Annotated in this window: 10 protein-coding genes and 1 tRNA gene; 7 read left to right on the top strand and 4 right to left on the bottom strand. The window is 68.5% G+C overall.

Annotated elements, in window-relative coordinates; translation table 11 throughout:
* Positions 1 to 73: 73 nt before the first annotated feature.
* The gene (locus ACFOES_RS06210) at positions 74 to 505 is read left to right on the top strand and encodes an Lrp/AsnC family transcriptional regulator (protein WP_377832331.1); all 432 of its coding nucleotides are present in this window, start codon (positions 74 to 76) and stop codon (positions 503 to 505) included.
* Positions 506 to 586: 81 nt separating this feature from the next.
* Here the strand turns inward: ACFOES_RS06210 and ACFOES_RS06205 are convergent, their stop codons facing one another.
* Positions 587 to 1,048, bottom strand: a complete 462-nt coding sequence (locus ACFOES_RS06205; RefSeq protein ID WP_377832330.1) for a disulfide bond formation protein B — start codon at positions 1,046 to 1,048, stop codon at positions 587 to 589.
* Positions 1,045 to 1,623, bottom strand: a complete 579-nt coding sequence (locus ACFOES_RS06200) for a YqaA family protein (RefSeq protein WP_377832329.1) — start codon at positions 1,621 to 1,623, stop codon at positions 1,045 to 1,047. The genes ACFOES_RS06205 and ACFOES_RS06200 overlap by 4 nt, the downstream gene beginning before the upstream one ends.
* Positions 1,624 to 1,922: 299 nt before the next feature.
* Here ACFOES_RS06200 and ACFOES_RS06195 point away from each other — a divergent pair, with 299 nt between their 5' ends.
* From ACFOES_RS06195 to ACFOES_RS06170, 6 genes are all read left to right on the top strand, one after another.
* Positions 1,923 to 2,960: a TRAP transporter substrate-binding protein gene (locus tag ACFOES_RS06195; RefSeq protein WP_377832328.1), complete on the top strand. Its 1,038-nt coding sequence runs from the start codon at positions 1,923 to 1,925 to the stop codon at positions 2,958 to 2,960.
* A 96-nt stretch (positions 2,961 to 3,056) separates the two neighbouring features.
* Positions 3,057 to 4,310, top strand: coding sequence for a flavin-dependent oxidoreductase (locus ACFOES_RS06190; protein WP_377832327.1), 1,254 nt, complete (start codon positions 3,057 to 3,059; stop codon positions 4,308 to 4,310).
* 16 nt (positions 4,311 to 4,326) lie between these two features.
* Positions 4,327 to 4,911, top strand: a complete 585-nt coding sequence (locus ACFOES_RS06185; RefSeq protein ID WP_377832326.1) for a TRAP transporter small permease — start codon at positions 4,327 to 4,329, stop codon at positions 4,909 to 4,911.
* Positions 4,908 to 6,260, top strand: a complete 1,353-nt coding sequence (locus ACFOES_RS06180) for a TRAP transporter large permease (protein WP_377832325.1) — start codon at positions 4,908 to 4,910, stop codon at positions 6,258 to 6,260. The genes ACFOES_RS06185 and ACFOES_RS06180 overlap by 4 nt, the downstream gene beginning before the upstream one ends.
* A 67-nt stretch (positions 6,261 to 6,327) precedes the next feature.
* Positions 6,328 to 6,411 (top strand) — tRNA-Leu (locus ACFOES_RS06175).
* Positions 6,412 to 7,267: 856 nt separating this feature from the next.
* A complete protein-coding gene (locus ACFOES_RS06170; RefSeq protein ID WP_377832324.1) occupies positions 7,268 to 9,475 on the top strand; it encodes a Hint domain-containing protein in 2,208 nt (735 codons plus the stop codon).
* Positions 9,476 to 9,611: 136 nt separating this feature from the next.
* Here the strand turns inward: ACFOES_RS06170 and ACFOES_RS06165 are convergent, their stop codons facing one another.
* Complete coding sequence (locus ACFOES_RS06165) at positions 9,612 to 10,226, bottom strand: nucleotidyltransferase family protein (protein WP_377832323.1); 615 nt, start codon at positions 10,224 to 10,226, stop codon at positions 9,612 to 9,614.
* 219 nt (positions 10,227 to 10,445) lie between these two features.
* Positions 10,446 to 12,863, bottom strand: coding sequence for a GcvT family protein (locus ACFOES_RS06160; RefSeq protein WP_377832322.1), 2,418 nt, complete (start codon positions 12,861 to 12,863; stop codon positions 10,446 to 10,448).
* Positions 12,864 to 13,063: the final 200 nt, after the last annotated feature.

The raw sequence follows: 13,063 nt of genomic DNA, 5'->3' as shown, positions 1-13,063 counted from the left end.
TCCGGCGGTTTGAACCCGGTTTAGTGTCGAACTGGGCGGTCTATTGATCGAAACGGCGGGAGGATTGCGCGAGATGGACGATACCGATCAGCGGCTGATCGCGGCGCTGCGGCGTGACGGGCGGGCGTCCCTGTCCGACCTGGCGGCAGAGCTGGGCATCGCCCGGGCGACGGTGCGGGCGCGGATGGAGCGGCTGGCGGCGGCGGGGGAGATCATCGGCTTCACCGTGCAGACGCGTTCGGATGTCGGCACGGCACCGGTGCGGGCGCTGATGATGATCGGCATCGAAGGCCGCTGGGCCGAGCGGATCTCGGCCCGGCTGTCGGGTCTGCCGGCGGTCCGGGCGGTGCATTCGACCAACGGCAAGTGGGACCTGATCGCCGAGATCGGGGCGGCGACGCTGGAGGAGCTGGACGCGGTGCTGGCCCAGATCCGGCGCTTCGACGGGGTGATGACGAGCGAGACCAGCCTGCTGCTCACGACCCGGCGGGCGGGGAGAAGGTGAGCGGGGGGGCGCTGCCCCCTCTGCGCGTGCCGCGCATTCACCCCCGGAGTAGTTTCCGCAAAGAAGAAGCCGGGACGGGGGTCACGCCTTGCGGCGCGCGGCGGCGACCCAGACCAGGGCAAGGAGCAGCGAGAGGATCGCGTTCCAGCTGGCCATCGACAGGTGCAGGAAGGTCCATTGCACCTCGTCGCAGCGGGTGATCGGCGCCGACATGATCTGGTCGAGCAGTTGCTGGGCCGACTGGTGGGTGATGTCGGTGGAGGAGGTGCATTCGCTCGGCCCCTGCCACCATTTCTGCTCGACCCCGGTATGGTAGAGGCCGAAGCCGGTGCTGACCGCCATGGTCAGGGCGCCAAGCGCCGGGACAAGGCGGAAGGGCAGGTAGAGGGCGACGAGGGCGAGGGCGATGGCGATGCCGTGCGGCCAGCGTTGCAGCAGGCAGAGCTCGCAGGGGCGGTAGCCGCCGATATACTGGAAGCCGAGGGCGCCGAGCAGCAGGGCGGCCGAGCCGGTGCCGGCGAGCAGGACGAGGGGCTTGGTCATAGGTACCTCACGGCGGCGAAGCCACCGACGAGCAGCAGCATCGCGAGGGTGAAGAGCAGCCCGAGGCGGCGCTCGATGAAGTCGCGGATCGGGGCGCCGAACTTCCACAACAGCGCTGCGACGATGAAGAAGCGCAGCCCCCGGGCGACGACGCTGGCGACCATGAAGACGCCGAAATTGAGCTGGGTCATGCCCGAGACGATGGTGATCACCTTGTAGGGAAACGGCGTGACGCCGGCGATCAGCACCGCCCAGGCGCCGTAATCGTTGAACCGGGCGCGGAAGGCGTCGACGGCGTCGAGCTTGCCGTAGAAGGCCAGCACCGGCTCGCCCACCGTCTGGTAGAGCGCCGAGCCGATATAGTAGCCCAGCACCCCGCCCAGCACCGAGCCCGCAAGCGCCACCGCCGCGATCAGCCAGGCGCGGTTCGGCCGGGCGATGACCATCGGGATGATGAGGACGTCGGGCGGCACCGGGAAGACCGAGCTTTCGATGAAGGCGACGGCGAACAGCGCCCAGAGGGCGTGGCGCGACTGCGCCAGGGACAGGGTCCAGTCATAGGTGCTGCGCAGCATGTCGTCGTTCCCAAGGGTCGGCCCGGTTGCAGCACGGCGGGCGGTCGAGGTCAAGCCGATCGGGGCTATGCTGGCGGTCGTTCACAAGCTAGTCTCGGCGGTGTGATCAACGGCTGCCCGGGGCGGACCGCGTAAAAATGGCGCGGGGGAAGAAAAAACACTAGCAAAGCCGACCGGGCGGTTGGTAATGTATCGGGCGTGTCGCCGCGTGAGGAGGCGGAGGCACACGATCGCTTGAAAAGGCCGGGAGGGCGTCGCCGGAAGAAGCGGTGCCGGAGCGGCGAATGGGAGGAAACTAGATGAATTTCACGGTGAAAGCCGCGCTGGCCGGGGTTGTTGCCCTCGGTCTGAGCGCCGGGAGCGGTCTGGCGCAGGACGTGACGCTGCGTTGCCAGCACTTCCTGCCGGCGACGGGCTCGGTGCCCAAGTTCTTCATGGCGCCCTGGGCGCAGAAGATCGAGAAGGAGTCGGGCGGGCGGATCAAGGTCGAGCTCTACCCGGCGATGCAGCTGGGCGGCAAGCCGCCGGCGCTCTATGACCAGATCCGCGACGGCGTGATCGATTGCGGCTGGGCGCTGCCGGCCTATACCCCGGGCCGGTTCCCGGGCGCGGCGGCGTTCGAGCTGCCCTTCATGACCTCGACCTCGGCCGAGAAATCTTCGGAAGCGGCCTGGGACTTCACCCAGAAATACCTGATGCCGGAATTCAAGGACGTTCACCTGATCGCGGTGCATGTCCACGGTCCCGGCGTGGTCCACAAGAAGGGCGGCCCGATCGAGAAGGTCGAGGACTTCAAGGGGCTGAAGCTGCGCGGGCCGTCGCAGCTGGCCAACAAGCTGCTCGAGAAGCTGGGCGCGACCCCGGTCGGCATGCCGGTGCCGGCCTTCCCCGAGGCGCTGTCGAAGGGCGTCGTGTCGGGGGGCGTCATCCCGTGGGAAGTGGTGCCCTCGCTCAAGGTCGAGGAACTGACCGACAGCTCGACCGAGATCGGCGGCGACCGCTCGCTCTACAACACCTTCTTCATCTGGGCGATGAACAAGGCCACCTATGACGGGCTGCCCGACGACCTGAAGAAGGTCATCGACGACAATTCCGGCCTTGCCGCCTCGGCCTGGGCCGGGCGCGCGATGGACGAGGGCGACGTGCTGGGCAAGAAGGCCGTCGAGGCCGCCGGCAACACCGTCTACACCCTCGGCCCGGACGAGGTCGCCAAGCTGAAGACCGTCGGCGACGAGGTGACCAAGGAGTGGATCGCCGAGATGGACGCCAAGGGCCTGCCGGGCGAGCAGATGGTCAAGGACGCCCGCGATCTGGTGGCGAAATACTCGGCCGAGTGAACCACGAGGCCCCTGCCGGCGCGGCCGGCGGGGGCCGATCCGGTTGCGCCCCGGTCCGGCAAGGCCGGGGCGCTGCCCGACATCGGGGGGCGTGACATGACCGTTCTCATCGCCGGCGCCGGGATCGGCGGGCTGAGCCTGGGGCTCACCCTGCACCGGCTGGGCATTCCCTTCCGCATCTTCGAGGCCGTGCGCCAGCTGGCGCCGCTGGGGCTGGGCATCAACCTGCAGCCCCACGCGGTGCGCGAGCTGGTCGAGATGGGCTTCGGCCCCGGGCTCGACAAGATCGGGCTGCGGACGGGGCAGGTGGGCTATTACAACGACTACGGCCAGGAGATCTGGACCGAGCCGCGCGGCGCGGCGGCGGGCTACAACTGGCCGCAATTCTCGATCCATCGCGGCGAGCTGCAGATGATGCTGTTCCGCGCCGTGGTGTCCCGGGCCGGGCCGAAGGTACTGCGCTGCGGCCTGGCGCTGGACGGGTGGGAGGAGACGCAAGAGGGCGTGCGCATCCGGCTCAGGGAGCGCGACAGCGGCAAGCCGGCGGGCACGGCCGACGGCACCCTGCTGGTGGCGGCCGACGGCATCAACTCGGCGGCGCGGGCGCGGCTTTTTCCCGACGAGGGGCCGGCGCAATGGGGCGGCACCGTCATGTGGCGTGGCGTCACCGAGGGGCCGCGCTTCCTCGGCGGGCGGACGATGGCGATGGCCGGCACCAAGGCGCGCAAGTTCGTCTGCTACCCGATCGCCGATCTGGGCGCGGATCGCAGCCTGATCAACTGGATCGCCGACCTCGGCAAGCCGGAGGATTACCTCTGGGCCCGGCAGGACTGGACCCGCGAGGGCCGGCGCGCCGATTTCGCCGACGAGTTCGCCGACTGGCACTTCCCCTGGCTCGACATTCCGAAGGTCATCGCCGATGCCAGCGAGATCTGGGAATATCCGATGGTCGACCGCGAGCCGCTGCCGCGCTGGCGCCACGGCCCGGTGACGCTGCTGGGCGATGCCGCCCACGCGATGTACCCGATCGGCTCGAACGGGGCGAGCCAGGCGATCCTCGACGCCCGCTACCTGGGCCGGGCGCTGCGCGATCACGGCGTCGGGACGGCGGCGCTGGACGCCTATGAAGACGAGCGGCGCGAGGCGATGAACGCGCTGGTGCTGACCAACCGGGGCGACGGCCCCGACAAGATCCTCGACATCGTCCATGACCGGGCGCCGGAGGGGTTCGACGATATCGAGACGGTGATGCCGCTGGCCGAGCGCCGGGCCTTCGCCGAAGGCTACAAGAAGATCGCCGGGATGGAGATCACCGCGCTGAACGCGCGGCCTCCGGTGCTGGCGGGCTAGAAGACGGGGTAGGAGAATGGCACTGGCAAGACAGGCGGAGGCGACCGCCGGCCGCATGGTGACGGCGGCGGCGCGCTGGATGGCCTATGGCGGCGGCGTGGTGCTGACCGCGGCGGCGGTCCTCACGGTGGTCTCGATCATCGGGCGGGCGCTGCTGCCGCTCGGGCTGGGCCCGGTGAAGGGCGATTACGAGCTGGTCGGCATGGGCTGCGCCCTGGCGATCTTTTCCTTCCTGCCGTGGTGCCAGCTGCGCCGCGGCCATGTCACCGTCGACATCTTCGTCTCGGCGCTGCCGTTGCGGGTGCAGGCGGCGCTGGGATTCATCGGCGACACGGTGCTGACCCTGTGCAGCTTCGTCATCCTGTGGCGGCTCTATCTCGGTTTCGGCGAGAAATACCCCTACGGCTCGGATGCCTTCCGCGCCGCCCTCGGCCTGGGCTCCAAGCCCTATTACCCCGAAACCACCTACGAGCTGGCGATCCCGGTCTGGATCCCCTACGGCTTTGCCGTGATCGGCGCGGCGGTGTTCTTCCTGGTCTGCCTCTACACCATGTGGCGTAGCCTGAACTGGACTCTTGACGGACAGGAGGGCGGCGCATGAGCGGCCTCGAACTCGCGATCATCGCCTTCCTGCTGATGCTGCTGGCGATCTTCCTGCGCATCCCGATCGGCCCGGCGATGGGCATCACCGGCTTCATCGGCACCTGGATCGTGCTCGGCAAGCCGGTGGCGCCCCTGGCCCAGCTCAAGACGCTGAGCTACGAGACCTTCGCCTCCTATTCGCTGTCGATCGTGCCGCTGTTCCTGCTGATGGGACAGTTCGCGACCCGGTCCGGCATGTCGGCGGCCCTGTTCAACGCCGCCTCGGACTGGCTCGGCCACCGCAAGGGCGGGGTGGCGATGGCGGCGGTCGGCGCCTGCGCCGGCTTCGGCGCGGTCTGCGGCTCGTCGCTGGCCACCGCATCGACCATGGGCCAGGTGGCGCTGCCCGAGATGCGCAAGCGCGGCTATTCGGATTCGCTCTCGACCGGGGTGCTGGCCGCCGGCGGCACGCTGGGCATCCTGATCCCGCCCTCGGTGGTGCTGGTGATCTACGCCATCCTGGCCGAGCAAAACATCGTCAAGATGTTCGTCGGCGCGCTGGTGCCCGGCATCCTGGCGGCGCTGACCTACATGCTGACCGTGGCGATCTTCGTCCGGGTCAATCCCGGCGCCGCCAGCACCGCCGAGCGCAAGAGCTATGGCGAGCGCTTCCGCGGCCTGATCGGGATCTGGCCGGTGGTGGTGATCTTCGGCCTCGTCATGGGCGGCATCGCCGGCGACTGGGACTGGACCCAGCCCGGCGTCCAGGCGCTGTTCACGCCGACCGAGGGCGCGGCGGTCGGCGCGGTGGCGACCGGGCTCTACGGTATCCTCACCGGCTCGCTGAACTGGCGCGGCTTCCTCGACTCGATCCTGCAGACGGCGGTGTCCTCGGCGATGATCTTCCTGATCATCCTCGGCGCCGAGATGTTCAACTCGTTCCTCGCCTTCACCCAGGCGCCGCAGGCCCTGACCGAATGGGTTACCACGCAAGGCTTCAGCCCGCACCTGGTGCTGGCGCTGATCCTGATCTGCTACCTGATCTTCGGCTGCGTCATGGACAGCCTGTCGATGATCCTGCTGACGATCCCGATCTTCTTCCCGATCATCCAGGGGCTGGATTTCGGCCTCGGCAAGGAGGACAGCGCGATCTGGTTCGGCATCCTGGCGCTGATCGTCGTCGAGGTCGGGCTGATCACGCCGCCGGTCGGGATGAACCTGTTCATCATCAACAACGTCGCCCGCGACATCCCGATGAGCAAGACCTACAAGGGCGTCGCGCCCTTCGTGCTGGCCGACCTGCTGCGGGTGATCGTGCTGGTGAGCTTCCCCGGCATCACCCTGTGGCTGGTCCACCTGATGTTCTGAGCGCGCGCCGGCCTCGCCCCGGTCCCGATTGACGCCGGACCGGGGCGCGGCTAAACCGCGAAAGGTGGCCCGAGTGGCGGAATGGTAGACGCAGGGGATTCAAAATCCCCCGCCGCAAGGTGTGTGGGTTCGAGTCCCACCTCGGGCACCACGGGATCGACGGGATCGTCGCGATCGAAGGGGCCGGCATGGACCGGGCGGGCGATCCGGAGGGTGATTCTCCGTTCACGGCATGGCGACGGAAACGTGATTCGCCCTTCGCGGTAGCAGCCCCCTAAACAATCCCAGCCATTTCAGCGCATTGACCTTTGAACCGGAATGATGCTGTTGCCGCATTCTTGCCATAATTGAGCAAAATTCGTCCAAATTGGCCGGCGCAATGCGGCGCGCCGATTGGTTTCGAAATGGAAACAAAGTGCCGGCATCTGGCGGGGGTGGCGGTGGCGGAGGCGCTGCCGGGGGAAGCGGCGAAGTGACTTTAAGGCCAGATAACGGCGGGGTTAATCGGCGCGGATCGCAGGGCGCGCGGCGGTCATCATTGGTCCCGAATGGGCGACAATGAACAATTAAGGGTTGTGACGGGCGCCGCCTTTTTTGAGCGATTTCCGCCGTTTGAGCGCCCAGAAGGCGCCATGCTTCCGACACTTTTCGCTTTGTCGGGGGCAGGGGCGACGCTACAAAGAGGATGTCCTTTCTGGGGGACGACTTTGGCCGTGGGGGCGGCCTGGAAGTGGTGTGGCACGTAAGAGTGTCGTGTAGGAGTGTGTGAGCTGCCTGGGTGGGGCCGAACGGTGCGCCCCGCTACATCATCGGAACCGTGCCGTTCGGCGCGCCCGCCTGCTGCTCGCTACTCTCGCCGACATTCACCATCACGACAGGTCCGGCGATGCCGCTATTCAGGCGGCCCGCCTTTTACTGCGTGCGCCCTTTCGCGGGCGGCGGGGCGGAGCATTGTTGGATGACGTCCGCAACAGGTTTCTGCGCCGGGCGAGTTGGGAGTGAAAGAGATGACCGATCGTACTGATGATCAGCATGGCTGCCACGATCACCATCCCACGCGGGACGGCATCGTGAGCGGCACGACCGGGAACGACAAGATCGACCTCTATTACACCGGCGATCCCGACGGCGATCGGATCGACCATGGCGACGCCCTGCTGCCGGGCCAGGGGCCCGATGACGACATCGTTCATGCCGGGGCGGGCGACGACACCATCATCGGCGGCGCCGGCAACGACGAGATCCACGGCGAAGACGGCAACGACATGGCCACCGGCAGCGACGGCGACGACAGCGTCTATGGCGAGGACGGCAACGACTCGCTGTGGGGCTGGAACGGCGACGACTCGGTCGATGGCGGCGACGGCAACGACCAGCTGCACGGCGGCACGGGGGACGACACCCTGGTGGGCGGCGCCGGCAATGACACGCTCGAGGGCGGCGACGACAACGACAAGCTCGAGGGCGGCGCCGGCGACGACTCGCTCGATGGCGGCGCTGGCGACGACAGCCTTTGCGGCGGCGCCGGCGACGACACCATCGATGGCGGCGACGGCAACGATCTGGCCTTCGGCGGCGACGGCTCGGACGTGATGACCGGCGGCGCCGGCAACGACACGCTGGTCGGCGGCAATGACAGCGATACGATCGACGGCGGCAGCGGCAACGACGTGATCTACGGCGATGGCGGCGACTGCGCCGACAACAGCGTCACCATCACCTTCGAGGGCGATGTTTCGGCGGCCTATCTGAACTCGATCGGCGTCTACGAGATCGACCCGTCGACGGGCGCGATCGGCAACGTCCAGATGGCCTGGGAAAACGCCTCGGCCCAAGGCTCGGGCGGCGACCTGCAGCCCGGCGTGTCGAGCTATACCTTCACCGTGACCCCGGGCGCCCAGGTCGGGCTGTTCATGGTCAGCGACGGCGACTCGCAGAACAATTACGACGCGCTCGGCTCGGGCGAGCTGTCCTTCGTCAATGCCTCGGGCGACCCGGCGACGATCCACGACAGCAACCCGCAGCTGGTCTTCAACGGCGCCGACGGCACGACCACCGACATCAATGGCGGCGTGTTTCACTCGGCCGGCTACGGCAGCGATGTCGACCTCAACAGCGACGGCGACCAGCACCTGCAGGACTACGGCCAGGATGCCGACGGTTCGCTCCATATCGGCATCGAGGACATGGTCAACCTGGGGGACCACGACTTCAACGACGCCATGCTCAAGGTGCAGGTCGGCGACGGGGTCGGTTTCTCGAACCCGTTCCACGACATCACCGGCACCGTGCAGACCGATGACGGTGCCCAGGCCGGCGACTCGCTGAACGGCGGCGAAGGCGACGACACCATCTTCGGCGGTTCGGGCGACGACACCATCACCGGCGGCGACGGCCATGACTCGCTCTCGGGCGGCGACGACCGCGACCTGTTCATCGGCGGCAATGGCGGCGATTTCGTCGACGGCGGCGAGGGCGGTGTCGACTGCGACACGCTCGACCTGACCGGCACCGGGCCGCTGCACATCAACTACGACCCGAGCAACCACGAGAACGGCACCGTCAACTTCCTCGACCATGACGGCAACACCACCGGGACCCTGACGTTCAAGAATATCGAGAACGTCATCCCCTGCTTCACCCCCGGCACGCTGATCGCGACGCCGAAGGGCGAGCGGCTGGTGGAAGAGCTGCGCCCGGGCGACACCGTGATCACCCGCGACAACGGCATCCAGGAGATCCGCTGGGTCGGCCAGAAGGCGCTGGACTGGAAGGCGCTGTCGGCCAACCCGCATCTCAAGCCGGTGCTGATCCGGGCCGGCGCCCTGGGCAACGGGTTGCCCGAGCGCGACATGATGGTCTCGCCCAACCACCGGCTGCTGGTCGCCAATGACCGCACCGCGCTCTATTTCGACGAGCACGAGGTTCTGGTGGCGGCCAAGCACGTGGTCAACAACATGGGCATCCAGACGATCGAGAGCATCGGGACGACCTATATCCACTTCATGTTCGACCGCCACGAAGTGGTGCTGTCGAACGGCGCCTGGACCGAGAGCTTCCAGCCCGGCGACTTCACGCTCAAGGGGATGGGCAACGCCCAACGCAGCGAGATCTTCGAGCTGTTCCCCGAGCTGCGGACGCCGGAAGGGGTCGAGGATTACACCGCCGCCCGCAAGACGCTGAAGCGGCACGAGGCCATGCTTCTGGCCAAGTAGGAATGCAGCACGGGTCGGGGCCGCGGTTCCGACCTGGCATGCCGGGGAACGGGGGCTCCCGCGTGCATGCCGTAACCGCCCGGTCGGATCTCATCCGGCCGGGCGTTTTCGTTTGGGCGCTTGCGTTTGAGTGGGATCAGCCTGCGCCGTGCCGCGCGCGCCAGGCCGCCCAGTCCTCGGGCGTGTCGAGGTCGGTGGTGGCGCGGCGGCCGGGCAGGGGCAGCAGTTGCAGCCGTCCCGCCGCCTGTTCCGCCTTGAGCAGGTCGCGGGCGCCGGCATCGCCGTGCAGCCGGGCGAGTTGATCGAACAGCCGGCGCGGCAGCAGCACCGGGTGGCCCGGGGCGCCGTCCTCGGCACTGGCGCGGAACACGGTCCCGGGCGCTTCCTCGAACCCGGCGATCAGCGCGCCGAGGTCGGCGGTCCCGATCTCCGGCAGGTCGGCCAGCAGCACCAGCAGCCCGGCGCTGTCCTTCGCCGCCGCCACCCCGGCGCGGAGCGAGGCCGACAGGCCCTCGGCCGCCTCGGCCACCATCAGCGGCGTCACCGCCAGCCCGTCGAGCGCGGCGCGGCGGCCGGCGTGGTGGGGATGGTCGGCCGGGGGCAGGGTGACCAGCACCGGCAGCCCCGTCGCCAGAGCCCGTTCGGCCTGGCGCCGCAGCAGCGGCTGGCCATCGACGGCCTCGACCAGCTTGTCGGTGCCGCGCATCCGGCTGGAGGCGCCGGCGGCGGGGATGAGGATGGTGATCTCCATGGCGCGGATGCTAACGCAGCTGGCGCAAGGGCGAAACGGGTCAGGCGCGGTCGCGCGGGGATGTGAGAGGCGGTCACCGCGCCCCCGTCATTTCGTGGTCTGCCCGATCCGCCCCGGACGGCGCGGGCGCTGCCCTCGGCTCCGGGAACGGCGCGCGAGAAGCCCGCGCCGATCGGCCGGCCCCGCGCTTGCAGGCGGGGCCGGCATGACCGCAGGCGCTCAGCCGCGCATCCGGGCGCCGTCGGGATCGAACAGCGGCGTCGTGACCAGCTTGGCCGGGCGGCGTGCGCCGAGGATCTCGATCTCGACCGCCAGCCCGTCGGCCACCTTGTCGGTCGGCACGAAGCCCTGGGCCACCGATTTCCCGGCCCAGTGCGAATAGCCGCCCGAGGTGCAGAAACCGACCACCTCGCCATTGAGCCAGATCGGCTCCCAGCCGATGACGTCGGCGTCCTCGGCCTCGACGACGAAGGCGCAGAGCTTGCGGGACGGGCCGCTTTCCTTCTCGGCCAGCGCCGCTTCCTTGCCGATCCAGTCGCCGTTCTTCTTCCAGCTGATGAAGCGGTCGAGACCGGTCTCGGCCGGGGTGTAGTCGGGCGAGAACTCGCCGCCCCAGGAGCCGAAGAACTTGTCCAGCCGCAGGCTCATCATCGCCCGCATGCCGAAGGGGCGCAGGCCGAATTCCTGGCCCGCCTCCCACAGCGTGTGCCAGAGGTGGCGCTGGCTCATGTGGTCGCAGTAGATCTCGTAGCCCAGATCGCCGGTATAGCTGACCCGCTGGACGATGCAGTCGGCCATGCCGATGGTCATCCGGCGCACGTCGAGGAAGCGCAGCGCCTCGCCCGAGACGTCGGCGTCATGCACCACCTTGGCCAGCAGGTCGCGGGCTTGCGGCCCGGCGATCTGGAAGCCGGTGCGCTGGTCCGAGATGTTCTCGACGCGCACGCCGTCTTCCATGTGCTGTTCGAACCAGCGGCCGTGCCAGCCCTGGGCGCCGTAGCTGGCCGTGACCTGGAATTCCTCCTCGCCGAGGCAGGAGACGGTGAAATCGCCGTAGAGCTTGCCCGCCGGCGACAGCATCGGCGTCAGGCTGAGGCGCCCCGGCTTGGGGATGCGGCCGGCCATGATCCGGTCGAGCCAGGCGCGGGCATTGGGGCCGCTGACGCGGTACTTGCCGAAGTTCTGGACCTCGTTGATGCCGACCGCCTCGCGCACCGCCTTGACCTCCTGCGCCGTTGCCTCCCAGGCGTTGGAGCGGCGGAAGCTCGGCGTCTCGTAGGTCGGCTCGCCCGGCAGGGCGAAGTAGTTGACGACCTCGAGCCCGTATTGCTGGCCCCACACGGCATTCATGCCGTCGAAGATGTCGTACATCGCGGTGGTGCGGAACGGCCGCGCCGCCGGCAGTTCCTCGTTCGGATAGGCGACCGAGAACCGGTTCTGGTAGTTCTCGATCACCTTGGGCACGGTGTAGCCCGGCGTCGTCCAGTTGCCGTAGCGGGCGACGTCGAAGCCGCGCGGGTCGCGCTCGGTCTCGCCCTCGATCATCCATTGCGCCAGCATCAGCCCCATGCCGCCGCCCTGGGAGAAGCCGGCCATGATGGCGCAGGCCGACCAGTAGTTGCGCAGGCCGGGCACCGGGCCGAGCAGCGGGTTGCCGTCGGGGGCGAAGGTGAAGGGGCCGTGGATCACGCTCTTGACGCCGGCGCGTTCCAGCACCGGGAAGCGGCGATAGGCGAAGGCGACCGAGTCCTCGATCTTGTCGAGGTTGTCGGGCAGCAGCTCGTGGCCGAAATCCCACGGCGTGCCGCCGATCGCCCAGCCCTCGCAGGGTTTCTCGTAGAAGCCGATGCAGAGGCCGCGGCCCTCCTGGCGCAGGTAGCTTTCGCCGCCCGGGTCCATGACATGCGGAAATTCGCTGCCCCGCTCGTAGATCTCCGGGATCTCGTCGGTGACCAGATACTGGTGCGCCATCGGCAGGAGCGGCAGGTAGACCCCGGCCATCGCCGCCACCTCGCGCGCCCAGAGGCCGCCGGCATTGACGACATGCTCGGCGATGACGGTGCCCTGCTCGGTGACGACCTCCCACGAGCCGTCCGGGCGCGGGTTGGTTTCCAGCACCCGGTTGTGCTGGACGATCTCGGCCCCGCCCATCCGCGCCGCCTTGGCATAGGCATGGGTGGTGCCGGACGGATCGAGATGGCCGTCGAGCGGATCGTAAAGCGCACCGATGACGCCGTCGGTGTTGACGATCTCGGCGAAGTCCTTGATCTCGGACGGGCTCAGGATCCGGGTGTCGAGGCCCATGTAGCGGTGCTTGGCCCGCTCGGCCTTGAGCATGTCGAAGCGTTCCCGGGTATCGGCCAGGGTGATGCCGCCGACATGGTGGAGGCCGCAATTCATCCCGGTGATCTCTTCCAGTTCCTTGTAGAGCCGGATCGTGTAGCCCTGCAGCGCCGCCATGTTGGTGTCGCCGTTCAGGGTGTGGAAGCCGCCGGCCGCGTGCCAGGTCGAGCCCGAGGTCAGATCCGAGCGCTCGATCAGCATGACGTCGGACCAGCCCAGCTTGGTCAGGTGGTAGAGGACCGAGCAGCCGACGACGCCGCCGCCGATGACCACGACCCGGGTATGCGTTTTCATGGAATTCTCCTTCGCCGCGTTTGGCCCAAGTGTCCGTGCCCGAAGGGCCGCGGCATGTCGGGTTGCGACAAAAGATGTCGGATTGGGGAAAGGTTGGGCTGCGCGGCCCGGCGGGCGGTGGCGCCCCGGCGCGGCCCGGCGGCGCGGTTTCCATCCGGCCGCTCCTCGGTTACCCATGGGGGACGCGCGCGCAAGGAGCC

Source organism: Acidimangrovimonas pyrenivorans, assembly GCF_042643245.1.
Taxonomy (GTDB): domain Bacteria; phylum Pseudomonadota; class Alphaproteobacteria; order Rhodobacterales; family Rhodobacteraceae; genus Acidimangrovimonas; species Acidimangrovimonas pyrenivorans.
The sequence above is the reverse complement of the archived record's forward strand: the minus strand, read 5'-3'. Positions and strand labels throughout refer to the sequence as shown.

Excerpts from the sequence above, each read along its gene's own strand:
- ACFOES_RS06185 (WP_377832326.1), top strand. The coding sequence starts at position 4,327 with ATGGCACTGGCAAGACAGGCGGAGGCGACCGCCGGCCGCATGGTGACG.
- ACFOES_RS06195 (WP_377832328.1), top strand. The coding sequence starts at position 1,923 with ATGAATTTCACGGTGAAAGCCGCGCTGGCCGGGGTTGTTGCCCTCGGT.
- ACFOES_RS06180 (WP_377832325.1), top strand. The coding sequence starts at position 4,908 with ATGAGCGGCCTCGAACTCGCGATCATCGCCTTCCTGCTGATGCTGCTG.
- ACFOES_RS06205 (WP_377832330.1), bottom strand. The coding sequence starts at position 1,048 with ATGACCAAGCCCCTCGTCCTGCTCGCCGGCACCGGCTCGGCCGCCCTG.
- ACFOES_RS06160 (WP_377832322.1), bottom strand. The coding sequence starts at position 12,863 with ATGAAAACGCATACCCGGGTCGTGGTCATCGGCGGCGGCGTCGTCGGC.
- ACFOES_RS06190 (WP_377832327.1), top strand. The coding sequence starts at position 3,057 with ATGACCGTTCTCATCGCCGGCGCCGGGATCGGCGGGCTGAGCCTGGGG.
- ACFOES_RS06165 (WP_377832323.1), bottom strand. The coding sequence starts at position 10,226 with ATGGAGATCACCATCCTCATCCCCGCCGCCGGCGCCTCCAGCCGGATG.
- ACFOES_RS06210 (WP_377832331.1), top strand. The coding sequence starts at position 74 with ATGGACGATACCGATCAGCGGCTGATCGCGGCGCTGCGGCGTGACGGG.
- ACFOES_RS06200 (WP_377832329.1), bottom strand. The coding sequence starts at position 1,623 with ATGCTGCGCAGCACCTATGACTGGACCCTGTCCCTGGCGCAGTCGCGC.
- ACFOES_RS06170 (WP_377832324.1), top strand. The coding sequence starts at position 7,268 with ATGACCGATCGTACTGATGATCAGCATGGCTGCCACGATCACCATCCC.